This window comes from Microbacterium esteraromaticum (genome assembly GCF_028747645.1).
GTDB classification, from domain to species: domain Bacteria; phylum Actinomycetota; class Actinomycetes; order Actinomycetales; family Microbacteriaceae; genus Microbacterium; species Microbacterium esteraromaticum_C.
Window position 1 is genome coordinate 1,554,570 of the sequence record NZ_CP118100.1, and the last position, 24,022, is coordinate 1,578,591.

Below are 24,022 nucleotides of genomic sequence, written 5' to 3' on the forward strand. Positions count from 1 at the left end.
CTGCAGGGGGCACCAGCACATCACCGATCAGCGCATCACCGTGCCGCGACGGCGGCTGCCACTGCGGCGTCTGCGGTGTCATGCACGAAGCGGAAGCCGCTGTCGAGAAGCGCCGTCGGCCGCACATCCGCATCGGCGAGCAGCAGCGAGTCGGCCGCCGGTGCGCTGAGCACGCTCCGGAGCGCCCACGCCGGCACAGGCAACCAGAATGGCCGGTGAAGTTCGCGTGCGAGCGCGCGGCCGACGTCATTCGCCGTCGCGGACGCCGGCCCTGTGAGATTGACCGGGCCGTCGAGGTCCCGATCGATGATGTGCAGGAGTGCGCGCACCTCATCGTCGAGCGAGATCCAGGGCCAGACCTGGTCACCGCCTCCCAAGGGGCCACCGACGCCGAGGGAGGTGAGCGCGATCAACGGACGCAGCACACCCCTGCGGTGGATCACCGGTGCAGTGCGCGCGAGCGCCACCCGTGTGACGTCCTCCGCCTGCCGAGCGGCACCCTCCCACTCGATGCACACGCGTGCCAGGAACGTGTCACCGGCGGGGGAGGACTCCGTCAGCATCCGACCGGGCGCAGAGCCGTAGTACCCGACCGCGGATGCTGACACAAGCGTCGGCGCACCCCTGCCGAGGTCGTGCAGGGCCGCCACCAGAGTCGTCGTCGGAGCGAGCCTCGACGAAAGCAGCTTCCGTCGGTAGGGGGCTGTCCAGGGCATTCGTCCCACACTGGCGCCGTTCAACGCCACCACTGCGGATGCGCCCTCCAAGGCGCGCGGATCCAGCACGCCGTCCTCCGGTTGCCACTGGACCTCTCCCGGGTGCGCCGGGGGACGGCGCACCAGCCGGGTCACGCGATCCCCTCGCGCGACGAGGGCGTCCGTGAGCGCGGTTCCGATGAGCCCGGAACCGCCCGCGACGACGACGTGTGCGCTCATGGCGCCTCCGGCTCGTGGCTCTCAGGCTGCGCGTGCTTCGAGAGCTTGGACGGCCACCAGATCACCCGGCCGAGGTCGTACGACAGGGCCGGTACGAGCAGGGTGCGCACGACGAACGTGTCCAACAGAACACCGAAGGCGACGATGAACGCCAGCTGCACCAGGAACAGGATCGGGATGACCGCGAGCGCCGTGAAGGTTGCAGCGAGCACGAGGCCGGCCGAGGTGATCACCCCGCCGGTGATCGCGAGCCCGCGCAGCACTCCCTTGCGCGTGCCGTGCTGGAGCGACTCCTCGCGCACGCGGGTCATCAAGAAGATGTTGTAGTCGATACCGAGAGCCACCAGGAAGATGAACCCGAACAGCGGCACGGCCGGGTCAGCGCCGGGGAACTGGAACAGACCGTTGAACACCAGAGCAGAAACGCCCATCGCGGTGCCGAACGAGATCACCGTCGTGATGATCAGCAGCACGGGCGCGAGCACCGAACGCAGCAGCACCATCAGAATCAGCGTGATGACGGCAAGGACGAGCGGGATGATGAGATTGCGGTCATGGATCGAGGCGGTGTTGGTGTCGACGGCTGTCGCGGTGACACCGCCCACCAGGGCGCTCGGCGCCGCATCGACGAACTCCGCCCGCAGGTCGGTGACGGTCTGCCCCGCGGCTGCCGAGTCTGCGGCATCCGTCAGCGTCGCACGAAGAAGAACCTGACCGTCGACCGTGGTGGGACTCGGTTCGGGGGTTCCGGGTGGGCCCACCGGGGTGATGCCCTCCGCTGTCACTGGCGCGGATCCGCTCGGGCTGTCCTCGGTGGTGACCGCGACGCCATCGATCCCGTCATCGGCGAGCAACACGGTGACCGCGTCGTCCATCTCGCTCTCGTCCACGATGATCAACGCAGGGCTTCCAGAACCACCCGGGAAGTGCTCGCCCAGTGCCTGCTGACCATCTCGCGCTTCGGACTGCCCGAGCACCAGTTCGGATTGGGCGACGCCATCCGCCTTCAGCTGGGTCACGCCCAGCGCTCCGATCAGCAGGACGAGCGTGGTGGCAACCCAGATGATGCGCGGTCGCCGCTGCACGAGGTGCGCGAGCTTGGTCCAGAGGCCGCGATCGGGCATCCCGTCTTCCGCGGCGACAACATCCGGCTCGAACCGCGGACGTCGCGGCCAGAAGGCCGCGCGTCCGAACGCGAAGAGCATCGCCGGTAGGAGTGTCAACGCCGAGAGCATCGCGAAGATGATCCCGATCGATGCCACCGGGCCGAGTGCGCTGTTCGACTTCAGGTCGCTGAGCAGCAGGCACAGCAGGCCGGCGATGACCGTTCCACCCGACGCGAGGATCGGCTCGAACGAACCCTTGATCGCCGACATGGTCGCGACCCACTTGTCGTTCTCGACCCGGAGCGCCTCGCGGTATCGGGCGACGAGCAGCAACGAGTAGTCGGTCGCGGCGCCGATCACGAGGATGAAGAGGATGCCCTGCGTCTGGCCGCTGAGCAGCAGGATGTCCCACTTCGCCAGCCACCACACCGTGAGGAGCGCGGCGCACAGGGCGAACAGACTGGTCGACAGGACCGCAATCGGCAGCAGGAACGATCGATACACGAGCAGCAGGATGACAAGCACTGCCAGCAGAGCCACGCCGAGTAGCAGCCCATCGATCCCCGCGAACGCCGAGACCAGGTCGGCGCTGAACCCCGCCGGCCCAGTCACGAAAGTCTCGATGCCTTCGGGTGCTGTGGTGGCGAGCTCTGCGCTCAGCTCTGCGACGGTGTCGCCGACCTCGGCGCTGCTGAGGATGGGCACGAATGCCTGCGCGGCGAGGCCGTCCTCAGAGGGGATGAGCGGCGACACGTTCGCACCGATCCCCTCGATCGTCGCGACCTTCGTCATGACGTCCGCCAGCGACGAGAGTTGCTCCTCGCTCAGCTGCTCGTCCGCGACGAAGACGACGAGAGCCGGTATCGCCTCGGAGTCGTCGAAATCACCCAGCATCTCCTGCACACGGGTCGCGTCGGCTGACTCGGGCAGGTAGCTCGTCTGGTCGTTTGATGAGACCTCGTCGACCTTGCCGAAGTAGGGGCCGCCGATGCCCGCGACGGTCAGCCACGTCAGGATGAGTGCGGCGGGCAGAAGGATCCGCAACCATTTCGGAACGGCGGGCCGATCGGCGGCCGCGCGTCGTTCGCTACGGGTGGTGTGAGTCATGCGCTGTTCCATTCCAGGATCAGGAGGAGGGTGACGAGAAAACCAGAGAAGTAGTTGAGTGCGATGAACCGACGCCAGGCCCGGTTGGACTCTGTGGAGCGTTCGTCGGTGAGCGACCAGAACGGCGCGCAGTTGAGCAGGTAGGGCACGGCGATGATGGCGGCGAGCGGACCGGGCCATGGCACGGCGAGCATGAGCAGGCCGGCAGCCGTCCACAGCGCGAGTGCCACACGCACGGTCGCCTTCGCGCCGATCACCGTGGCGATCGAGTGGATGCCCGCAGCACGATCCGGCACGATGTCCTGCACCGCGCCGAAGGCGTGCGCTGCCATACCCCAGAGGAAGAAGGCCGACAGCAGCAGCAGGATGCCCCCCGTGAGATCTGCGCCGGCCAGAAGCAGACCGACCACCGCGGGGCTGACGAAGTGCGTGCTCGAGGTGAGTGAGTCCAGGAAGGGGCGTTCCTTGAACCGAAGTCCCGGCGCGGAGTACGCGACGACGGCGAAGGCGCTCACGGCGAGCGCTCCCCATACCGCGGGGCCACCCGCGAGCGCGAGCAACACGAGGAAGGGGATGTTTGTGAGGGCGGCGATCCACAGCGTCGGCGTATGGAGCCTCCTGGGCAGCAAAGCCCCTTCCACACCGCCCTTGCGCGGGTTGGCGACGTCCGACGCGTAGTCGAAGACGTCATTGATGCCGTACATCGCGAAGTTGTAGGGCACCAGGAAGTACAGGAAACCGATCAGGAGGACAGCGTCGATCTCGCGTGTGGTCAGCACGTACGCCGCCGCGAAAGGGAACGCCGTGTTGATCCAGCTGATCGGACGAGAGGCAACGACCAGTTGCCGGAAGTCCTCACGGCGCGCCGAGCCGCCCTTCTGCAGCGCTACCCAGGCGGCCGGCAACAGCAGCGCCCCTGCCAGCGGGTAGGCGAAGTCCTCGACGGGCGCGACACCGATCGACACGCCCAGCAGGTGTGACGGTGCGTAGTGGAACAGGCCGGCCGAGATCATGAGGTTGTCGAACAGCGCCGTCAGAGCCAGCATGAGCACGGTTGTGAGCAGCAGGGCGATGAGCACGCGTGAGCGGGGAACACGCGGTGCGCGGCGGAACGCGACGGCGAGAAGGGCGATCGCCCCACAGGCGGCGATCGCAAGTCCGAGAGTGGCGATCAATGGATACGTCACGACCGGTCCGCCGTCCGTGTGCGCGTCTGCTGCATCCAGCCGAGGATCCGCAGGGTGCCGGTGAAGACGACCATCGTGCACAGCACGAGGAAGATCAGGAAGAACGGTTCCTCAAGCGGCAGCTCGGGGGCGAGCACGATCCCGGTGGCGATCGGGCTCTCGCCGCGAAGGAAGACGCCCGCAGCGATGCCGGCGACATCCCACAGCAGGAACAGCGCGGTTCCGATGACGGTGATCAGCAGAGCGATTGCGGGGCCGTGCCAGAAGAACAGCCGAAAACGGTAGTCGATGAGAAGCATGCATCCGATCACGAGCAGCAGTGCTGCGAGGTACAGCATCCCCATCATCGTTCCGCTCCCGCCACGCGTGCATCCGCCGAGCGGGCGGCGCTGCTCAAGCGCGTCGGAAGCGGGCCTGCGCTGTGGTCGCCGCGGATGCGCTTGAGCACGAGCTCTGCGCTGATGAGGCACATGGGCACGCCCACTCCTGGGGCCGTCGTGGACCCCGCGTAGTAGAGGCCCTCGACCTTTCGCGATGCGTTCTGCGCGCGGAACATGGCACTCTGGCGCAGAATGTGCGCGGGGCCGAGCATGCCGGCGTGCCAGGAATGGTAGTCGGCCGCGAAGTCCGCAGGGCCGATGGATTCGCGCACGACAATCCGTTCGCGCAGGTCCGGAACATCGGCCCACGACGCGATCTGATCGATCGCTGCATCGACCGCGTTCTCGACCGCTGTGGACGGCGAACCGTGAAAGCTGCCGCGCCCGATGCTCTCATCGGCCGGCACCGGAATCAGGACGAAGAGGTTCTCATGCCCGGCAGGAGCCACTCCGGGATCGGTCGCGCTCGGACGGCACACGTAGATCGACGCCGGATCGGGAACACGCGCGTCCACACCGAAGATGGCGTCGAAGTTCGCCGTCCAGTCAGTCGTGAACAGCAGCGAGTGGTGGGGGAGTGCGGGCAGCTCGCCTCGCACGCCGAGCAGGGCGATCACAGCGCCCGGCCCGCTGGTGCGTTTGTCCCACCACCGTTGGGGGAAAGTCCGTTGCCGCGGTGGCAACAGCTGTGTCTCGGTGTGATGCAGATCCGCACCGGAGACGACGATGTCGGCTTTCTCAAGATGCTCGGCTCCGTGAGCATCTCGCCACGTCACGCCGGTGACCGTGTGTCGGCGCCGGCCGCGGCCGCGCCGGGGGGCGGTCTCTATGCGCTCGACGCTGGCATCCGTCACGATCTGCGCCCCGCCAGAGCGGGCGAGCGTTTCCAGAGTCTCAACCAGGTGCCAGAACCCACCCATCGGGTACTGCACGCCCTCATCGAGATCGAGCGCGCTCATCAGGTGGTACATGGCCGGTGCGGCGGATGGATCGGTTCCGAGGAAGACCGCCGGGTATCCGAGCACTTGCCTCAGCACCGGATCGTCGAAACGCTTCCCGACGTACGACTCCAGGGAAGAGGCGAGCAACCGTGTCAGCGTCGGCAGTCCGCGGATCACCTCGCCGGCGAGCAGACTCCGCAGCCGCGTGAACGGGTTGTAGAGGAAGTAGCGTTCTGCGAGGTCGGTCGTACGGGTCGCGGATGCCAGATGCGCACGCAGCGCTGCAGAGCTTCCCGGCTCTGTGGCCTCAAACGTCTGCAGTACTCGGTCGGCGCCGAGCGGAACCGTGAGCGGTTCCCGCTGTCGGCCGTGCTCATCCGGCTCGCTGAAGACCCGGTACGCGGGGTCGAGGAAGCGCAAGTCGAGCTGCTCCTTGGCGGACGTGCCCAGCATGCCGAAGAAGTGCTCGAAAACACGCGGCATCAGATACCAGGACGGTCCGGTATCGAAGCGGAACCCGTCACGCTCGAGGGTCCCGGCGCGGCCGCCGACGCGCGAGTTCTTCTCGAGCACGACGACGTCGTGGCCCTCCTGGGCAAGCAGTGCCGCCGTCGCAAGCCCTGCGACACCGGCGCCGATGATCACCGTGCGGGTCATCGATCTCGCTCCTTCACTGTCGTGAATAAGGCACGCGCCACCAGGACTGTCTTGATCGCATCAGGAACACGGATGCGCTTCTCGTAGAGCTGTTCGGCCGGGGTGCGCGCGATGCGGTCGGTGAGGTTGCCGAACAATGCGTGGGCGCTGCGCACTGCGGCACGCGCGTCGCGTGGCAACAGTGGAATCACCGCTTTGGCATCAGCGAGCTGCCCGCGGATTCTCGCGACCCAGGCGAGTACCTCCGCATCGGAGAGCCTGCGATCGTTGCCGAGGTAGCTGCGTCCGAGGCGTTCTGTATCGTCGGCGAGGTCACGCAGGAAGTTGACGTTCTGGAACGCCGCACCGAGCTGACGGGCGCCGTGCTCCAGACGCGTCCGCGTGCTCTCGGTCACCTCTTGCCCACGCAGGAACACGCGCAGGCACATCAATCCGACGACCTCGGCCGACCCATGCACGTACGCGGCATGTGCGCGCGGATCGAACACGGTGTTCTCGGTCCCGGCGTTGAGCAGATCGGTGCGCATCGAGTCGAAGAACGGTCGGGTCAGCGTCTCGTCGATCCCCGCGGCTCGGGCGGTTGCGGCGAACGCATGGATGACCAGGTCGCTGCTGTAGCCGGTCTGCATCGCGCGATGGGTCTCGACGACGTAGGCATCGAGCACCGCACGTTGATCCGCCCCGGACAGCCCCGCTTCGCTCGCTACGCCGTCGACAATCTCGTCGGCGACGCGCACCAGCGCGTAGATGTTGCGCACGTGTGTGCGGTGACGGCGTCCCAGGAGCCGCGTCGCGAGGCCGAACGATGTTGAGTAGGCGCGGATGACGCTCTGCGATACGGTCTCCGCCATCCTCGTGAAGCGCGTGAGCGAAGGAGTGCTCGATGCGGTCCGCGCCGACATGCTCATGAGCGGCGCCCTTCGATGCGCTCTGCGAGGGCGAGCAGGACTTCTCGGACCGCCGACGGTACTGCTCCGGTACCCGTGGCCGCGAGCACGTCGTAGAAGCCCGCGAGCTGCTGCTGCACCAGGCCGCTCACGAACTCCTCTGCGCCGCACTCGCGCAGGCGATCTCGCAGGCGCTCGGCGCTGGTGAGCGTCAGATCCGGGTCGCCGAAGTCCTCGGCGATGTACGGCCACAGCCCACTCAGGCGGGCGAAGCAGATGATCGCCGTCTGCTTGCCCTCGCGAAGATCCGAGTACGGGTCCTTTCCATGTTCGTGCGCGTCACCGAACGTCGAGAGCAGATCGTCCTGCAGCTGATAGGCGAGGCCCAGATGCGACCCCGCCGCGCTGAGCGCGTGTTCGAGCTCCGGCGCGGCACCGGCCAGGATCGCCGCCGCACGCAACGGCAACTCGAAGCTGTAGCTGGCCGTTTTCCGGCGGGTCATGGCGAGCACAGTATCGAGATCCGGCGCCACGAGGCCGTCGCTCAAGCCCACATCGGTGAACTCGCCCGCCGTCGTCTCGAAGACGGTGTGGTCGAGAAGATCCAGCAGACGGATGCGCTCCACAGCGGGGGCATCGATGCGCGCGAACACCTGATGGGCGCCCGAGAGCAGCAGACTTCCCGCGAGAATACCCCCGGCCTGCGCCCAATGGGATACGGCGCCGGCACGCGCCTCATCCGCTGTCGTGCGCGCGAGCTCGCCGATCAGGTTGGGGCGTCCGCGTCGGTACAGGTCTCCGTCGATCACATCGTCGTGCAGGAGGAACGCGTAGTGCAGCGCCTCGACGGCTGCAGCGACACGCACAGCGCTGCGGGTATCGGCCCACCCGCCCCGGGTGCTCTGACTCAAGGCCATGTACGTGTCGAGCAGCAGACGCGGTCGAACCAGCTTTCCGCCCTGCATGTGCTCCCCGGCGAGCGACCAGAGGCGGGAGAAGTCGGCGCCGTAGGCCTGGGCGGTTCCCGAAGAGCGCGAGAAGAGCGCACGGATCTCCGCCTCGACGGCGTCGTGCGGGTCGGACGTCTGGCGCGGCTCGCGAACGGTACTGGTCATCTCGCTTGTCCTTCCGTCTCCATCATGCGCGCCAGTGCGGGCACCTGCAGGATCATCCAGGGGCTGAACGCGAAAGGCGTCAGCTCTGCGGACCTCAGCAGCGCCTCCGGTGCAACCCAGGCCCATTGCATCACCTCGTCGGGGTTCGGCGACAGGGGGCCGATCACGGTTGCTCGATGCACGGGGCAGACCTCGTTCTCGACGATGCCCCCGGCGTCGACAGCGCGATAGCGGAAGTCCGGATCCACGAGACGGACGTCGCGGATCTGCGCCCCGAGTTCCTGCAGCGCCCTCCGTTCGACGGCCGACGTGAGATCCTCGCCAGGCTCGGGGTGGCCGCAGAAGCTGTTGGTCCACACTCCGGGCCAGCTGCGCTTGCCCAACGCGCGCCGGGTGATGAGCACGTTGCCGTCTGCGTCGAAGAGGTAGCAGGAGAACGCCAGGTGCAAGGGCGTCGCGCGGTTGTGCACGCCTTCCTTGTCGGCGGTGCCGATGGCCTGCCCAGACTCGTTCAGCAGCACCACTCGACCCTCGGGGTGAGCGCTGCCTTCCGGGGACGTTCTGTGGACCGCCATGTCTCGCCTCGCGTTCTCTCCGACCGTAATATCGCTAGCCTAGCGAATAACTCGCCAAGCTGAAAACACCTACTCCGCTATCATATGAACATGTCGAAGCAGGAGAAGGGCAACGCGACTGTTCTGCCGAGCCTTTACGACGTCGAGAAGAACGACCCGGATTCCGCTCTCATCGACAGGACTGGGGTGTCTCCTGATCACATGCAGGAGATCGCCGCCGTGATGGCCGCACTGGGGCGGCTGCGCGAAGCCGAGCAGCGCCTGTCCGAGGCGTCTCAGCGCTACATGAAACTGGGGCGGTCGGATATGCGCGCGCTGCACATGCTGATCGTCGCGCAGCACGCGCAGACCGTTGTCACGCCCAGCGCCATCGCAGCGCACCTGAACATCTCGACCGCGTCCACGACGAAACTGCTCGACCGACTTGAAGCGGCAGGCCACATCACGCGTTCACCGCATCCCAACGATCGCCGAGCGTTGGCCATCTCGATTACCGAGGAGACCAAAGAGGCGGCGAAACAGACGGTGGGGCGCCTGCAGGCCAAGCGTTTTCACGCGGCAGCGCGATTGACATCCGAGGAACGCGCCACCGTCGTCAGGTTCCTCGAAGACATGACCGAGCAGATCACCCTGCGCAACGAGGCCTGGGCGCAGGACGAGCACACGGGGGCCGCAGCCCATCGCGCGTAAGGCTAACGCCGCCCCCGCCAGAGCGAGCGACTTCACTGCCGTAGCGAGGTCACTGCGTCGTCGGCGCTCCAGAACTCACCGACGAGGCGGAACGTGCGAGAGGCAAGGTGCAGTCGCTCAGCACGGTAGCGAATGCCGAGTGGGTCAACGATGACGCGCAGGTGTCCGCGCACGTTTCCCCGGGCGTCGATGACGCGCCACAGCGCATCCCCCGCGCGATCAAGGTGCTCGGTACGCGCCCGCAGGCGTGGCGTCGGCCACTGGAGCCGGGGCAAGGTCCCGGACAGGGTGTCGGTGCTGTTGGACATGGGGACTCCTTCCGCTGATTCGAACATACGGACGGGCACCGACATCGCATCGCGTAGACTCGTGCGCATGCCCGTCTCATCCCCGTACGCCGCCCGGCTCAGCGAGATTCCGGTCGCGCGTCATGAGGTTGATGTGCTGGGATCGCCCACGGCCTACTGGGTGTATGGTCCGGCCATTGACGTGCCCGACGTACCGACCGTGGTGGCCGTTCACGGGTTCCGCGGCGAGCATCATGGGCTGGAGCCGATCGTCGCGTACCTGCCGGGCGTTCGCGTCATCTCGCCGGACCTCCCCGGCTTCGGCGAGACGGTGCCGGTCGCCGAGCGAGAGCACGACCTGGGGTTGTACGCCGGCTGGTTGTGCGAGTTCGCTCGCACCGTGGCGCCGGGCTCCGTCGTCCTCGGACATTCGTTCGGTTCGATCGTTGCGTCTGCGGCGGTCGCCAGCGGACTCGAGACGCCACAGCTGATCCTTGTGAACCCGATCGGTGCTCCGGCGCTGGAGGGGCCGAAGGGTGTGCTCACCCGGCTCGCGATCTTCTACTACACGATGGGTGCGCGACTACCCGAGAAGCCTGGGACCGCGCTGCTGCGGCATCCTTGGATCGTGCGCGTCGCCAGCATCGCTATGGCGACCACCCCTGATCGTCATCTACGCCGGTTCATCCACGATCAGCACGACACCTACTTCTCGAGCTTCGCGGACCGTGACGTGCTGCACGATGCGTTCGTGACGAGCGTCTCGCACGATGTGCGTGCCTTCGCCGGTGTGATCGACGTGCCCACCCTGCTGATCGCCGCCACGCGAGACCAGATCACACCGATCGAATCCGAACGGGCCCTGGCAGGAATGTTCCCGCAGGCGCAGCTTGCCGAGATTAGTGGCGTCGGGCACCTCATCCACTACGAGGCGCCGGCCGAAGCGGCGGGCGCGATCCGCCGGTTCCTCAGGCTTCCCGTCGCGCCAGGCCGATAAGACCTGCCACCCGGAAGGGGATCACCTCTCCCATCGCGAGCGAGGTCTCGGTACGCTCCACGCCGTCGATCGCCAGGATGCGGGCGTCCGTGTCGAACAGGTGTCGCGCATCGCGACAGGCGACCCTGGCGAGCAGATCGATCGGACCACTCAGGCCATGGGCCTGCACGATCTCGGGCACTCGGGCGAGCTCGGAGATGATGCGCGGCAACTCGGTCTGGCGCACGCCGATGCTGATGAAGGCCTGCAGGGGAAAGCCCAGCACCTCCGTCGAGAATGAGCGCTCGTAGGACTCCAGTACGCCGGTCTGCTCGAGGCGGGCCATCCGCGCTTGAATCGTGTTGCGCGAGAGCCGCAGGCGCTCCGCCAAGGCGACGACCGTCATGCGAGGGTCTTCGGAGAGGGCCGTGAGCAGTTCGAGATCGACACGATCGAGAGCGGGCATAGTGCCACACGTTAGCAGGTGGAGAACACCTCTGAATGCGCAACATGCTCAACACACCCAGGCATGCTTGAGCGTCGTGTCATGCCGACGTACGCTTCAAGAAGCCCCGACTGAGCCGTCGGGAACGCCGTGAACGCCCCACAAGGGCCCCACGTCAGGAGGACACCGATGTCACCGCACACCACACCGATCGTCGATACAGAGAACGACTTGACCGAGCGCATCATCGCGCCCGATGGTTCCCGCCTGTCGAATCCGCAACTCGACCGCTACGTTGAGGACGTCGACTTCCAGACGCTGCGAGACTTGCACCGCGACATGGTCGTCGTGCGCCGCATCGACTCCGAGGGCGTCGCTCTTCAGCGGCAAGGACAGCTCGGTCTCTGGGCGCCGTGCAACGGGCAGGAAGCCGCACAGGTCGGCACCGCCCGCGCCCTCGAGAAGCGCGACTACGTCTTCCCCAGCTATCGCGAGACCGGCGTCATGTATGCACGCGGCGCGGCGCCGGGCGACTACGCCCGCATGTGGCGAGGCGAAGAGGGATCCGCGTACGACCCGGATGCCCTGCGCATCGCGCCGCTGCAGATCATCATCGGTGCGCAGACTCTGCATGCCGTCGGCTACGGGATGGGCATTATGCACGACGGTGCCGACGAGGTCGCCGTGAGCTATTTCGGTGACGGCGCGACCAGCCAGGGTGACGTGAACGAGGCGATGGTGTTTGCCTCGTCGTACCGTACGCCGGTCGTCTTCGTCTGCCAGAACAACCACTGGGCCATTTCCGAGCCGGTCGGCCTGCAGTCGCAGTACCCGCTCGCCGGGCGCGCCCCCGGCTTCGGCATTCCCAGCATGCGCGTCGATGGCAACGACGTGCTCGCCTGTCTCGCCGCAATGCGTTGGGCCCTCGAGCACGCGCGTTCTGGCAAGGGTCCGGCGTACCTCGAAGCCGTCACCTATCGGATGGGGCCGCACACCACGGCGGATGACCCCAAGCGCTATCGGGACGACGCTGAGCTCGCCCGGTGGCGCGAGCGCGACCCGATCGCCCGACTGGAGGCACACCTGCGGGCTGCCGGTGAGCTGCCCCAGGAGCACCTCGATGCCGTGCAGGCCGAGGCCGACGCGGTGGCACGCGACATGCGGGCCGCGACGATCGGGATGGTGACCCGTCCTGCGCTGGCCGTGTTCGATGGCGTGTATGCCGAGCCGCACTCGGGCATCGAGCGTCAGCGCGCCGAGTACGCCGCCTACCTGGCCGCATACGAGGAGGCGTGAGCATGGTGCAGATGACGATGGGCAAGGCCCTCAACGCTGGTCTTCGCCAGGCGATGCGCGATGACGACAAGGTCGTGCTCATGGGTGAGGACATCGGAACCCTCGGAGGTGTGTTCCGCATCACGGACGGGCTGCTCGACGAGTTCGGCAAGCAGCGCGTGATCGACACCCCGCTCGCCGAGTCCGGCATCGTCGGAACCGCCGTCGGTCTCGCATTCCGCGGCTATCGACCGGTCGTCGAGATCCAGTTCGACGGGTTCATCTACCCGGCATTCGACCAGATCGTGTCTCAGGTGGCCAAGCTGCACTACCGCACGCAGGGGCGGGTGAAGATGCCGATCACGATCCGGGTGCCCTGGGCGGGCGGCATTGGGGCGGCCGAGCACCACTCGGAGTCCAACGAGGCGTATTTCGTGCACACCGCAGGTCTGCGCGTGATCGCCGTCTCAGATCCGCAGGACGCCTACCGCTGCCTGCAGCAGGCCATCGCCAGCGACGACCCGGTGATCTTCTTCGAGCCGAAGCGGCTCTACCACCACAAGGGCGAGGTCGATCTGGATGCGTCGCTGGCGGATGCGCCGCCGATGGGACTGGCGCGCATCGTGAGGCCGGGAACGGATGCGACGGTCATCACGTACGGCGCCATGGTGCGCACGGCGCTCGACGCCGCCGAAGCAGCGCAGGACGAGGGGATCTCGCTCGAGGTCATCGATCTGCGTTCACTGTCACCCATCGACTACGACACCGTCGCGGCAGCTGTTCGTCGCACCGGCCGTGTCGTCGTCGCGCACGAGGCATCACGCGAGGCGGGAGTCGCCGCTGAGGTGATCGCCAGCATCACCGAGCGCTGCTTCGAGTATCTCGAGGCGGCCCCGCTGCGGGTGACCGGGCACGACATCCCGTATCCGCCGGCGAAGCTCGAGAAGTTCCACCTGCCCGATCTCGACCGCATCCTCGATGCCGTCGATCGTGTGATGGACCGACCGAACAGCCTCAGCGAAGCCACCGACGCGAAGGGGACAGAGCGTTGATCACCGAATTCCGACTTCCCGACCTGGGTGAGGGCCTCACCGAAGCCGAAGTGGTGCAGTGGCTGGTGCAGCCGGGCGACACCGTCGCGCTGAACCAGACCCTCGCCGAGGTCGAGACCGCCAAGGCCGTCGTGGAGCTGCCGTCGCCTTACGAGGGCACGGTCGCTTCGTTGCACGCGGATGCCGGCGAGACCGTCGCCGTCGGTGCCCCGCTGATCGCGTTCGACGTCGCCGGGGCCGAAGGCGAGTCCGCGCCGAAGGCCGCAGAGACTGAGGAGACCGCTGAGAAAGCTCAGCCGAACCTCGTCGGCTATGGTGCGGCGCCGTCCTCGGGCGCGCGCCCGGCACGCCGTGCGCGCAGAAGTGCGGCATCCGCGGCATCCGCGGCATCCGAGTCGGCAGCGGACGCGGCCGTCATCGAGGCCGCACCGCACGATGCCGTTCCGCCGAGCGCGGCGGAGCCGGCGACGGGGGAGCGGCCCCGTTCGACACCGCCGGTGCGCGCATATGCCAAGCGTCGCGGCGTCGATCTGGTGCTGGTCGCTGCGGAGGTCGGCGATCGAGTCATCACGCGTTCCGACGTGGATGCCTACGCCGATTGCGTCGGCGCGCCCGAGGCGGAGCCGAAGGCTGTCGCGACAGAGGTCAGTGTGCCCGCGGATGTCGGCGCACCCGCTCGCGGAGAACGCGCACAGACCCGCGTACCCATCAAGGGCGTGCGCAAGCACACGGCGCAGGCGATGGTGCAGAGCGCCTTCACAGCGCCGCACGTGACGACGTTCCACAGCGTCGACGTCACCGCGACGATGGAACTGATCGATCAGCTGCGCGCTGACCGTTCGCTGGCCGAACACCGGATCGGCCCACTGGTGCTCGTCGCGAAGGCGGTCTGTCTCGCGCTCGGGCGTAACCCGTCGCTGAACGCCACGTGGGACGAGACTGCGGGTGAGATCGTGCACAACCACTACGTCGACCTCGGCATTGCCGCGGCGACGGAGCGAGGGCTGATCGTGCCGATCATCCGCGACGCCGAGCAGAAGTCGTTGACCGGTATGGCAGACGCCCTCACCCAGCTCACCCAGACGGCGCGCGCGGGCAAGACCAGCCCGGCCGAACTCGCAGGCGGCACGTTCTCGATCACCAACATCGGTGTGTTCGGGATCGACGCGGGTACGCCGATCCTGCCTCCGGGCCAGTCCGGCATCCTGGCGGTCGGCGCTGTGCGCAAGCAGCCCTGGGAACACAACGGCGAGATCGCGCTGCGGCAGATCATGACGCTCAGCGTGTCGTTCGATCACCGCCTGGTCGACGGCGCAGAGGGGGCACGGTTCCTGAAGGACGTCTCGGATCTGCTCGAACAGCCGGGACGCGCGATGCTCTTCTGAGCACTCAGTCGGCGGCGGTGAGCAGCGCGCTCAGCGCCATAGCGGTGAGCAACTCGGCGGTGGAGCGTCGAGTTCTCAGCGCCGCGCTCGTGCTGTGCGGCGTCGAGTTGAGCAGACCGAAGCACGCCTGCACGCGCAGGCGTGCTTCGTCGCGCGAGGCGGGCACGATGTCGCCGAGCACATCGATCCACAGCTCGATGTACGCCCGCTGCAGGCGTCGCACTGATGCGCGCGCGTCGGCGGTGAGGTGGGCGATGTCGCGGTCCTGCACACGGATGACATCGGCGTTGCCGAGCGCGAAGTCCACGTGGAACTCGACCAGCGCGCGCATCCGTTCCGGCGCGGAGTCATGTGCGGCGGAGACCGCTTCGCCGCCGGATACCAGACGTTCACTGACGCCGATCAGCAGCGCCGCCAACAACGCCTGCTTTCCGGCGAAGTGCCGGTACACGGCGGGGCCGGAAATGCCGACCGCCGCTCCGATGTCCTCCAGGCTGGCGCCGGAGTAGCCGCGTTCGGCGAACAGGCGAGCGGAGGCGACCAGGATCGCGTCGGTGCGCTCGGCCTTCGCTCGATCGCGGGGCGTGGAGGGCATTGTCATTTCGGTTAATCCTCGCTAACCTGATTTATCGGGTTAGTGAACACTAACCAATCTCGTACGAGTTGTCAGCACTTCGCTGCCACATCCGCCGTGAGTCGAGGAGGACACGCGATGGTCGTCACCCAGTCGACGCTCGCCGAAGAACTGCGGCAGCGCCTTGCCGAGACCGCGCTGGGCGGCCCCGAGCGCTCTCGCGAGCGTCACGTCGCAAGGGGCAAGATGCTCCCGCGCGAGCGCATCGCGCGCCTGCTCGACCCGGGTAGCCCGTTCATCGAGGTCGCCCCGCTCGCCGCGCACGGTCTGTATGACGACCAAGCGCCCGCCGCCGGCGTCGTCGCCGGGATCGGCCTGGTGCATGGGCGGCACGTCATGGTCGTCTGCAACGACCCGACCGTGAAGGGCGGCACCTACTACCCACTCACCGTGAAAAAGCACCTCCGTGCCCAGGAGATCGCACTGGAGAACCGGTTGCCCTGCCTGTACCTGGTTGATTCGGGAGGTGCTTTCCTGCCCAAGCAGGATGAGGTCTTTCCCGACCGCGACCACTTCGGTCGAATCTTCTTCAACCAGGCCCGCATGTCGGCCGAGGGCATTCCACAGCTCGCCGCGGTGCTGGGATCCTGCACCGCCGGCGGCGCGTATGTTCCGGCGATGAGCGACGAGACCGTGATCGTGCGCGGGCAGGGCACGATCTTTCTCGGCGGTCCTCCTCTGGTCAAGGCCGCCATCGGCGAGGTCGTCACGGCCGAGGAACTCGGCGGCGGCGAGCTGCACGCGCGCCGTTCCGGCGTGGTCGACCACCTGGCAGAGGACGACGAGCACGCTCTCGAGATCCTGCGCGACATCGTCGCGACCCTGCCCGGGCCGCACGAGTCGGCCTGGAAGGTCGCCACGGCCAAGCCTCCGCAGGCGTCCGGCAGCATGTACGACGTCGTTCCGGTCGACGTGAACGCCGCCTACGACGTGCACGAGGTGATCGACCGACTGATCGACGCCGACACGTTCCACGAGTTCAAGCGCGAGTACGGCACGACTTTGGTCACCGGATTCGCCGTGCTGCACGGGCATCCGATCGGCATCGTCGCGAACAACGGTGTGCTGTTCGGTGAGTCCGCGGTCAAGGGTGCGCACTTTATCGAGCTGTGCGACCAGCGCGGTATCCCGCTGCTGTTCCTGCAGAACATCACCGGCTTCATGGTCGGCACCGACGCCGAGGCCGGCGGCATCGCCAAGGACGGCGCCAAGATGGTCACGGCTGTCGCGACCACCCGCGTGCCGAAGCTGACCGTGATCATCGGCGGCTCGTTCGGCGCCGGCAACTACTCGATGTGCGGTCGGGCGTACTCGCCGCGCTTCCTGTGGAGCTGGCCCGCCAGCCGCATCTCGGTGATGGGCGGTGCACAGGCGGCATCCGTCCTCGCGACGGTGAAGGAGGATCAGCTCACCGCCGCCGGTTCGTCCTGGAGCGCCGAGGAACGCACCGCGTTCGAGGAGCCCATCCGCGCGCAGTACGAAGCGCAGGGCGAGCCCTACTACGCCACCGCCCGACTGTGGGACGACGGCATCATCGACCCCGACCAGACCCGCGACCTGCTCGGACTCGCGCTCGACGTCGTCTCGCGCACCCCGCTGCCCGAACCCCGCTTCGGCCTCTTCCGGATGTGATGCACATGTACGACTGGACACCAGAACTGCTGCACCGCGTCGAGAGCGTCCTCGTCGCCAACCGCGGCGAGATCGCCCGACGGATCATCCGTACGCTGCGCGAGCTCGGCATCCGCAGCATCGCCGTCTACAGCGACGCCGATGCCACGGCGCCGCACGTGCGCGAGGCAGATGAGGCGGTGCACATCGGCGCGGCTCCCGCGGCGGAGTCATATCTCGATGTGGCGGCGATCATGGCGGCTGCGCGCACGACCGGGGCGCGCGCGATCCACCCCGGCTACGGCTTCCTGTCCGAGAGCGTCGCCCTGGCCGAGGCCTGCTCCGACGCCGACGTGATCTTCATCGGCCCCGAGGTGCGCGCCCTGCAGATCATGGGTGACAAGGCCCGTGCCCGCGCGCATGTCACGCAGCACGATGTGCCTGTGGTGCCCGGATTCGACGCGACGGGTCTCGAGGACGCGCAGATTCGCGCCCGGGCCGATGAGGTCGGCTACCCGCTGCTGGTCAAGCCCAGCGCGGGCGGCGGCGGAAAGGGGATGGAGGTCGTCGCGTCATCCGCTGATCTTGCATCCGCCCTCACTTCGGCGCGGCGCATCGCGACGGCCGCGTTCGGCGACGATGCGCTGGTGCTCGAGCGCCTGGTGCGGCGCCCGCGGCACATCGAAGTTCAGGTGTTCGGTGACGTCCACGGCAATGTCATCGCGCTCGGCGAGCGCGAGTGCACGCTGCAGCGTCGGCACCAGAAGGTGATCGAGGAAGCGCCTGCGGCCCACCTGCCGGAGCCCGTCCGGCAGCGGCTGTGGGATGCGGCCGTCGCCGCCGCGCAGAGCGTGGCGTATGTCGGCGCCGGAACGGTGGAGTTCCTCGTCGAGGCGGATGCCGTCGATCAGATCTTCTTCATCGAGATGAACACGCGGCTTCAAGTCGAGCACCCCGTGACTGAAGAGGTGACCGGCCTCGATCTCGTGGCCCTGCAGCTGTGGGTGGCCGCTGGGGGAGCCCTGTCGCCGGCACCCGAGCTGCGCGGGCATGCCGTCGAGGCGCGGGTGTACGCAGAGTCTCCTGAGCGCGGATTTCTGCCGTCGACGGGTCGGGTGCTGCGTTTCGACGCACCGGCGGGGGTCCGTGTCGACGCCGCCGTCGAGACCGGTTCCGAAGTGACCGGATTCTACGATCCGATGATTGCGAAGGTGATCGCCTCGGGTCCTGATCGTGCGACGGCGCTGCGCCGCCTGGATGCCGCCCTCGCCCGGACGGTGGTGCTGGGCGTCGAGACGAACATCGCCTTCCTGCGCGCCCTCTGCGCCCACGACCGGGTCGCATCGGGCGATCTGGACACCGGGCTGATCGACACCATGCTCCCGGTGTCGCCCGGTGAGCCGACAGAGCGGATGCTGGCCTCGGTCGCGTCGATCGCGCCGACGTCGAGCGCAGAGACCGGCGCGGTCGGGCCACTCTGGCACGAACTCTCGGGGTGGCGGCTGGGGTCACCCCGGCCGACGGACCCCGCAGCGTTCCTGACGGATGACGACGAGATCGTCGTCGCGCCCGCGGCCGGCGCGCCGAGCGCCGCCGTCGCCCGCGACGACGACGGCGCGGTCTGGGTGTCGGATCACGGGGTCACGATGCGCCTGCGCCCGCTCTCGCGACGCGAGCGGATGCGTCGCCGGCTGGCGGATCGGATGCCCGATGCCGGGCCGAGCGAGCCCGAGGGGCGTGCGCCCATGCCCGGCAGCATCGTCGCTGTTCATATCGCGGACGGTGACCGCGTGCGCACGGGCGATCCGCTCGTGTCGATCGAGGCGATGAAGATGGAGCACCCGGTGCTCGCGCCGCACGACGGCATCGTGCATCTGATGGTCGCGTTGGGCGACCAGGTGCGGCGCGACCAACCGGTCGTCCGTGTCAGTGAGGAGGAGACAGCATGACCGATGAGATGCGCTACGCCGATCTCGACGAGGACCAGCGCGAGCTGGCCGCGATGGTGGCCGACTTCGCCGAGCAGGTGGTCGCACCGCAGGCGTACGAGGCCGACCGCACGCACACGCTGAACCTCGACGTGGTGCGACAGATGGGTGAGATGGGCCTGTTCGGTCTGCCGTTCAGCGAGGAGTACGGCGGGCAGGGGGGTGACTACCTCGCGTTGGGCATCGCGATCGAGGGACTCGCCCGTGTCGATCAGTCGATCGCCATCACGCTCGAGGCGGGCGTGAGCCTGGGTGCCATGCCGATCTACCGGTTCGGTACCGAAGAGCAGAAGCGCGAGTACTTGCCGTCGCTGCTCGAAGGTCAGGCCCTTGCCGGATTCGGACTGACCGAACCCGAGGCCGGCAGCGACGCCGGTGCCACCCGCACCACGGCGCGTCTTCACGGCGATGAGTGGGTGATCGACGGCACGAAGCAGTTCATCACCAACTCCGGCACCGCGATCACGCGGTTCGTCACGGTGACCGCGGTCACCGGCGAGCGCGAGGGGCGCAAGGAGATCTCGACGATCATTGTTCCCAATGGCACCCCGGGTTTCACCGTCGAACCGGCCTACGACAAGGTCGGGTGGAACGCATCCGACACCCACCCCCTCACCCTGCAGGGTGTGCGCGTGCCGGAGGAGAATCTGCTCGGCGAGCGCGGAGCGGGTTTCCGCAACTTCCTCAGCATTCTCGACGAGGGGCGCATCGCGATCGCCGCGCTGGCGACGGGAGCAGCCGAGGGATGCCTCGAGGCCGCGGTCGACTACGCGCGGCAGCGCACGGTGTTCGGGGCGGCGCTCAGTACCCGGCAGAACGCGCAGTTCACTCTGGCGCGCATGCGGGCTCGGGTGCACACCGCCCGTCTGGCCTGGCACCATGCGGCGCGACTGCGTGATGCGGGCAAGCCGTTCGCCGAGGCGGCGGCCATCGCCAAGCTGGTCGCGGGCGACGCGGCGATGGACAATGCCCGCGACGCCACGCAGATCTTCGGTGGCAACGGGTTCATGAACGAATACCCCGTGGCACGTCACTACCGCGACTCGAAGATCCTCGAGATCGGCGAGGGCACCACCGAGGTGCAGCTTCTCGTCATCGCGCGAGCGCTGGGCCTGGCCGGGTAGCGTGACGTCATGACCGATATCCTCCAGCGCGGCCTGTACTTCGAGGAGTTTGAGGTGGGTGCGCGCTATCTGCACCGGCCGGGTCGCACAGCCACCGAGGCCGACAATGTGCTGTTCACGACGCTCACGATGAACAGCCAGGCGCTGCATCTCGATGCGGCGTTCGCACAGGTGCAGCAGCCGTTCGGGCAGCGACTGATGAACTCGATGTGGACGCTGTCGACGATGGTCGGCGCGTCGGTCGGACAGCTCACCCAGGGCACGCTGGTCGCACAGCTCGGCTTGGGCGACATCGCGTTCCCGCATCCGCTGTTCCACGGCGACACGCTGTACACCGAGAGTGTGATCGTCGACAAGCGGCTCTCGTCGTCGCGCCCCGGGCAGGGCATCTGCACCGTGGCGCACACCGGACGCAACCAAGACGGCACAGTGGTCGCGACGGCGAGCCGCACGGTGCTGGTGCACTGCCGACCCGAGGGGGCGTAGATGTCACTCGATATGGGCCCTGCCCTGCTGTTCTGCCCGGCCGACCGCCCGGAGCGTTTCACGGGTGCGTTGCAGAAGGCGGATGCCGTCATCCTCGACCTCGAAGATGCGGTGCTCCCCGCGGCCAAGGCGCAGGCGCGTGAGAACATCGCCGCCGCCGACCTTGACCCGGAGCGCGTGATCGTGCGAGTCAATGCTCCCGACACGGCGGACTTCGCGAAGGATCTCGACGTGCTCGCGCGCACATCGTTCCGTCGCGTGATGGTCGCCAAGAGCGAGGATCCCGGGATGCTGGATGTCTTCCGCGCGGATCAGCAGGTCATCGCGCTGTGTGAGACGGCATTGGGCGTGCACCGCGCGGGCGAGGTCGCGGCGCACGAACGCACGGTCGCGCTGATGTGGGGGGCTGAGGACCTCGTCGCCTCGTTGGGTGGCCTGTCCAGTCGGTTCGCCGACGGTCGCTACCGCGACGTGGCCCGCCAGGCGCGAGCGCAGGTGCTGCTGGCGGCCGGCGCGTACGGCCGCACGGCGATCGACGCGGTGCATCTCGACATCGACGACGTGCAGGGACTCGCCGAAGAAGCAGCGGATGCCGTCGCCTCGGGCTTCGGCGCGACGGCCTGCATCCATCCGAAGCAGGTGGCTGTGATCCGTGAGGCCTACCGGCCGGACGCTGACACGGTCGAGTGGGCCCGTGCCGTGCTGGTCGCCGCAGAGGGGGAGCGTGGCGTGTTCCGGTTCGAGGGCCGCATGATCGATGAGCCGGTCTTGCGGCACGCACGCGCTGTAGTCGAACGAGGTATGCGTATCGACGGATGACGTCGACAGCGGCCTGGTGTCAGGTGCTGCGCGGCATCATGCCGCGACTGATTCCAGCAGACGAAGGCTGCCGCGCTCGGCAACGAAGCGATGCACCGAGCCGTTGCGCAGCACGTCGCCCTCGCGGGGCAGCGTTCCGCCCGACGCGTGCAGCAGCAGCGCCCGCAGCACGCCGCCGTGGCTGACGACGACGATCGACTCGGCGCGCGGCGCCGAGCGACGTCGGGCAGCGCGGGCGATCCGCTCGAGCGAGTTGAGTGCCCGCTCGCGCACCTGGTCGAGTGTTTCGGCACCGGGTACGGGCGCCGTCCAGTCGCCCCAGCGCTGTAGGTACTCGTCGACGAGCAGCCCCTCGCCCTCGCCGAACTCGCGTTCGCGCATCCCGCGGGTGAGCAGGGGATCGGGCAGAGCGAGTTCGTCGGCGATGATCTGCGCGGTCTCGCGTGCCCGCATCAACGGGCTGGCGTAGACGGCGTCGTAACCGGATCCCGCGAGCACCGCCGCTGCGCGGCGGGCATCCGCGCGTCCCGTGTCGTTGAGGGGGATGTCGGTCGACCCCTGGATGCGTCGATCGAGGTTCCAGTTGGTCTGGCCATGGCGCACAACAGTCAGCAGGGTCACGGCATGAGCCTACGCGAGCCGGCTCAGAGAGCGCCGAGCGCGCGGGCAATGCCTGTCAGCACAGGCGTGGTACCGCCGCTGACCACCGCATCGGCCCACCGGTCGGCTCGGGTCGGTTCGTGGTTGACGATGACCAGGGGCATTCCCCGCCGGCGCGCGCGCTCGATCACGCGGATGCCCGAGTTCACCGTCAGCGAGGTGCCCGCCACCAGGAGGGCATCCGAGCCGTGCACGAGGGCCTCAGAGAGTCGGAAGCGCCCGGTGGGGACGAACTCTCCGAAGTAGACCACCTCGGGTTTCAGCATCCCGCCACAGACAGTGCACGACGGAATCATGAAGCCGTCCGCGCTCTCGGGCGTCACGTCCCCGTCGGGGTTGAGCACGACGTTCTCCGGCACCGCGATCCACGGGTTGAGCTCGTCGATCTGCGCGCTGATGGCCCGCCGGTCGAAGACCTGTCCGCAGTCCAGGCACCTCACGCGATGCATCGTGCCGTGCAGTTCGACGACCCGCCGGCTGCCCGCACGCAGGTGCAGACCGTCGACGTTCTGTGTGATCACACCGGTGACGTCCCCATTGTGCTCCAGAGCAGCGAGTGCGCGGTGCCCGCCGTTGGGATCGGGCGAGGTGAACCGGCGGTAGCCGAGGTGACCGCCCATCCAGTAGCGCCGGCGGGCCGCTTCATCAGACAGATACGTCTGGATCGTCATGGGCGACACACGCGGCGGTGCTCCGGCGCCCCGATAGGCGGGAATACCCGAGTCGGTCGAGATGCCCGCGCCGGTGAGCACGGCGGTCCGGCGGCCGCGCAGCAGAGCGGCGGCACGATCGATGGCGTCGGGATCCAGGGCTTGCGGTTCGATCGACGTCACGGGGGCAGTCTAGGACGCGCGACGAGGTGATGGGGCGGCTGGGGAAGGTGGAAGAGTGGAGGGATGCGCTTGCTGCCCGTGACCGATGCACACGACCACGTGCTCGATGACTACCGTTCCCTCACCGATGCCGCGTTGCGGCGCGTGCAGGAGCCGGCGGGCGGGCTGTACATCGCCGAGTCCGCGAAGGTCATCGAACGCGCCCTGGCGGCGGGGCACGTGCCGAGATCCGTGCTCACCCAGCAGCGTTGGCTGGACGACGTCGCCGCGCTTCTGGACGGACGCGATGTGCCGGTGTATGTGGTGTCGGATGCCGTGGCGCACGAACTGACCGGCTTCGCCGTGCACCGGGGTGTCATGGCAGCGATGCGGCGTCCGGAACTTCCGGCGCTGACCACGGTGCTCGAGAACGCACGGCGGGTGCTCGTGCTCGAAGACATCGCCGACCCGACCAACATCGGTGCGGCGTTTCGCGCCGCGGCAGGACTGGGAGCGGATGCTGTGTTGGTCACGCCGCGGTGTGGCGACCCGCTCTACCGTCGGAGCGTGCGGGTGAGCATGGGCACGGTGTTTCAGGTGCCCTGGACACGTATCGGAGAGTGGGCCGATGCCGCACAACAGCTGCACGCGCACGGCTTCGAGATCGCCGCTCTCGCGTTGTGCGATGATGCGGTGCCGCTGGATGACTATGCCGCCTCGCGTCCCGATCGGATCGCCCTGGTCATGGGCACCGAGGGCGAAGGGCTCTCGGCGGACGCACTCGCGGTGGCCGACCGCGTCGTCACGATCCCGATGGCCGGCGGTGTCGACTCGCTCAACGTCGCCTCGGCCGCGGCGGTCGCCGTGTGGGCGATCACCCGCTGATCA

24 protein-coding genes are annotated in these 24,022 nt (G+C 67.9%); 11 read left to right on the top strand and 13 right to left on the bottom strand.

The features are described from left to right. Window positions 1-35: 35 nt before the first annotated feature. Genes PTQ19_RS07270 through idi form a run of 8 tightly spaced genes read right to left on the bottom strand, consistent with a single transcriptional unit; the run spans window position 36 to window position 8,890 of the window. Entirely contained in the window at window positions 36-935 is a 900-nt protein-coding gene (locus tag PTQ19_RS07270) for a TIGR01777 family oxidoreductase (protein WP_274368976.1), read from the bottom strand. After that, window positions 932-3,148, bottom strand: a complete 2,217-nt coding sequence (locus tag PTQ19_RS07275; protein WP_274368977.1) for an MMPL family transporter — start codon at window positions 3,146-3,148, stop codon at window positions 932-934. The genes PTQ19_RS07270 and PTQ19_RS07275 overlap by 4 nt, the downstream gene beginning before the upstream one ends. Then, window positions 3,145-4,335 (bottom strand): prenyltransferase, encoded by a 1,191-nt coding sequence (locus PTQ19_RS07280; RefSeq protein ID WP_274368978.1) that lies wholly within the window; start codon window positions 4,333-4,335, stop codon window positions 3,145-3,147. Before PTQ19_RS07280 ends, PTQ19_RS07275 begins: the two co-directional genes overlap by 4 nt. Continuing rightward, window positions 4,332-4,673, bottom strand: a complete 342-nt coding sequence (locus PTQ19_RS07285; RefSeq protein ID WP_338000584.1) for a lycopene cyclase domain-containing protein — start codon at window positions 4,671-4,673, stop codon at window positions 4,332-4,334. The genes PTQ19_RS07280 and PTQ19_RS07285 overlap by 4 nt, the downstream gene beginning before the upstream one ends. Window positions 4,674-4,678: 5 nt before the next feature. Continuing rightward, a complete protein-coding gene (gene crtI / locus PTQ19_RS07290; protein WP_274368979.1) occupies window positions 4,679-6,313 on the bottom strand; it encodes a phytoene desaturase family protein in 1,635 nt (544 codons plus the stop codon). Further along, complete coding sequence (locus PTQ19_RS07295; protein ID WP_274368980.1) at window positions 6,310-7,164, bottom strand: phytoene/squalene synthase family protein; 855 nt, start codon at window positions 7,162-7,164, stop codon at window positions 6,310-6,312. Before PTQ19_RS07295 ends, crtI begins: the two co-directional genes overlap by 4 nt. 53 nt (window positions 7,165-7,217) lie before the next feature. Then, window positions 7,218-8,315, bottom strand: coding sequence for a polyprenyl synthetase family protein (locus tag PTQ19_RS07300; protein ID WP_274368981.1), 1,098 nt, complete (start codon window positions 8,313-8,315; stop codon window positions 7,218-7,220). Then, window positions 8,312-8,890, bottom strand: a complete 579-nt coding sequence (gene idi, locus PTQ19_RS07305) for an isopentenyl-diphosphate Delta-isomerase (protein WP_274368982.1) — start codon at window positions 8,888-8,890, stop codon at window positions 8,312-8,314. The genes PTQ19_RS07300 and idi overlap by 4 nt, the downstream gene beginning before the upstream one ends. 90 nt (window positions 8,891-8,980) lie before the next feature. Between idi and PTQ19_RS07310 the strand changes: the two genes are divergently transcribed. Then, window positions 8,981-9,580: a MarR family winged helix-turn-helix transcriptional regulator gene (locus tag PTQ19_RS07310; protein ID WP_274368983.1), complete on the top strand. Its 600-nt coding sequence runs from the start codon at window positions 8,981-8,983 to the stop codon at window positions 9,578-9,580. Between the two features lie 32 nt (window positions 9,581-9,612). On the opposite strand, the gene PTQ19_RS07315 is transcribed toward PTQ19_RS07310, so the two are convergent. Further along, complete coding sequence (locus PTQ19_RS07315; RefSeq protein ID WP_274368984.1) at window positions 9,613-9,888, bottom strand: hypothetical protein; 276 nt, start codon at window positions 9,886-9,888, stop codon at window positions 9,613-9,615. Between the two features lie 67 nt (window positions 9,889-9,955). Here PTQ19_RS07315 and PTQ19_RS07320 point away from each other — a divergent pair, with 67 nt between their 5' ends. Then, window positions 9,956-10,864, top strand: coding sequence for an alpha/beta fold hydrolase (locus tag PTQ19_RS07320; protein ID WP_274368985.1), 909 nt, complete (start codon window positions 9,956-9,958; stop codon window positions 10,862-10,864). Here the strand turns inward: PTQ19_RS07320 and PTQ19_RS07325 are convergent. After that, the gene (locus PTQ19_RS07325; protein ID WP_179410877.1) at window positions 10,836-11,309 is read right to left on the bottom strand and encodes an Lrp/AsnC family transcriptional regulator; all 474 of its coding nucleotides are present in this window, start codon (window positions 11,307-11,309) and stop codon (window positions 10,836-10,838) included. The two genes, PTQ19_RS07320 and PTQ19_RS07325, sit on opposite strands and share 29 nt — an antisense overlap. Window positions 11,310-11,477: 168 nt before the next feature. Here PTQ19_RS07325 and pdhA point away from each other — a divergent pair, with 168 nt between their 5' ends. Genes pdhA through PTQ19_RS07340 form a run of 3 tightly spaced genes read left to right on the top strand, consistent with a single transcriptional unit; the run spans window position 11,478 to window position 15,000 of the window. Then, the gene (pdhA, locus tag PTQ19_RS07330; protein ID WP_274368986.1) at window positions 11,478-12,584 is read left to right on the top strand and encodes a pyruvate dehydrogenase (acetyl-transferring) E1 component subunit alpha; all 1,107 of its coding nucleotides are present in this window, start codon (window positions 11,478-11,480) and stop codon (window positions 12,582-12,584) included. A gap of 2 nt (window positions 12,585-12,586) precedes the next feature. Continuing rightward, the gene (locus PTQ19_RS07335; RefSeq protein WP_274369049.1) at window positions 12,587-13,615 is read left to right on the top strand and encodes an alpha-ketoacid dehydrogenase subunit beta; all 1,029 of its coding nucleotides are present in this window, start codon (window positions 12,587-12,589) and stop codon (window positions 13,613-13,615) included. Beyond that, complete coding sequence (locus PTQ19_RS07340) at window positions 13,612-15,000, top strand: dihydrolipoamide acetyltransferase family protein (RefSeq protein WP_274368987.1); 1,389 nt, start codon at window positions 13,612-13,614, stop codon at window positions 14,998-15,000. The genes PTQ19_RS07335 and PTQ19_RS07340 overlap by 4 nt, the downstream gene beginning before the upstream one ends. Before the next feature lie 4 nt (window positions 15,001-15,004). Here the strand turns inward: PTQ19_RS07340 and PTQ19_RS07345 are convergent, their stop codons facing one another. Continuing rightward, window positions 15,005-15,601 (bottom strand): TetR/AcrR family transcriptional regulator, encoded by a 597-nt coding sequence (locus tag PTQ19_RS07345; protein ID WP_274368988.1) that lies wholly within the window; start codon window positions 15,599-15,601, stop codon window positions 15,005-15,007. Window positions 15,602-15,712: 111 nt separating this feature from the next. Here PTQ19_RS07345 and PTQ19_RS07350 point away from each other — a divergent pair, with 111 nt between their 5' ends. Genes PTQ19_RS07350 through PTQ19_RS07370 form a run of 5 tightly spaced genes read left to right on the top strand, consistent with a single transcriptional unit; the run spans window position 15,713 to window position 21,662 of the window. Then, the gene (locus PTQ19_RS07350) at window positions 15,713-17,266 is read left to right on the top strand and encodes a carboxyl transferase domain-containing protein (protein ID WP_274368989.1); all 1,554 of its coding nucleotides are present in this window, start codon (window positions 15,713-15,715) and stop codon (window positions 17,264-17,266) included. Window positions 17,267-17,271: 5 nt separating this feature from the next. Beyond that, the gene (locus PTQ19_RS07355; protein WP_274368990.1) at window positions 17,272-19,194 is read left to right on the top strand and encodes an acetyl/propionyl/methylcrotonyl-CoA carboxylase subunit alpha; all 1,923 of its coding nucleotides are present in this window, start codon (window positions 17,272-17,274) and stop codon (window positions 19,192-19,194) included. Further along, entirely contained in the window at window positions 19,191-20,357 is a 1,167-nt protein-coding gene (locus PTQ19_RS07360) for an acyl-CoA dehydrogenase family protein (protein ID WP_425313198.1), read from the top strand. Before PTQ19_RS07355 ends, PTQ19_RS07360 begins: the two co-directional genes overlap by 4 nt. A 9-nt stretch (window positions 20,358-20,366) precedes the next feature. Then, window positions 20,367-20,843 (top strand): MaoC family dehydratase, encoded by a 477-nt coding sequence (locus PTQ19_RS07365; protein ID WP_274368991.1) that lies wholly within the window; start codon window positions 20,367-20,369, stop codon window positions 20,841-20,843. Next, window positions 20,844-21,662, top strand: coding sequence for an HpcH/HpaI aldolase/citrate lyase family protein (locus tag PTQ19_RS07370; RefSeq protein WP_274368992.1), 819 nt, complete (start codon window positions 20,844-20,846; stop codon window positions 21,660-21,662). A 36-nt stretch (window positions 21,663-21,698) separates the two neighbouring features. On the opposite strand, the gene PTQ19_RS07375 is transcribed toward PTQ19_RS07370, so the two are convergent. Both PTQ19_RS07375 and PTQ19_RS07380 read right to left on the bottom strand, forming a co-directional pair. Beyond that, window positions 21,699-22,283: a histidine phosphatase family protein gene (locus PTQ19_RS07375; RefSeq protein ID WP_274368993.1), complete on the bottom strand. Its 585-nt coding sequence runs from the start codon at window positions 22,281-22,283 to the stop codon at window positions 21,699-21,701. A gap of 23 nt (window positions 22,284-22,306) precedes the next feature. Next, window positions 22,307-23,155 (bottom strand): Sir2 family NAD-dependent protein deacetylase, encoded by an 849-nt coding sequence (locus tag PTQ19_RS07380; RefSeq protein ID WP_274368994.1) that lies wholly within the window; start codon window positions 23,153-23,155, stop codon window positions 22,307-22,309. 63 nt (window positions 23,156-23,218) lie between these two features. Here PTQ19_RS07380 and PTQ19_RS07385 point away from each other — a divergent pair, with 63 nt between their 5' ends. Further along, window positions 23,219-24,019, top strand: a complete 801-nt coding sequence (locus PTQ19_RS07385; RefSeq protein WP_274368995.1) for a TrmH family RNA methyltransferase — start codon at window positions 23,219-23,221, stop codon at window positions 24,017-24,019. The last annotated feature ends 3 nt before the right edge of the window (window positions 24,020-24,022 follow it).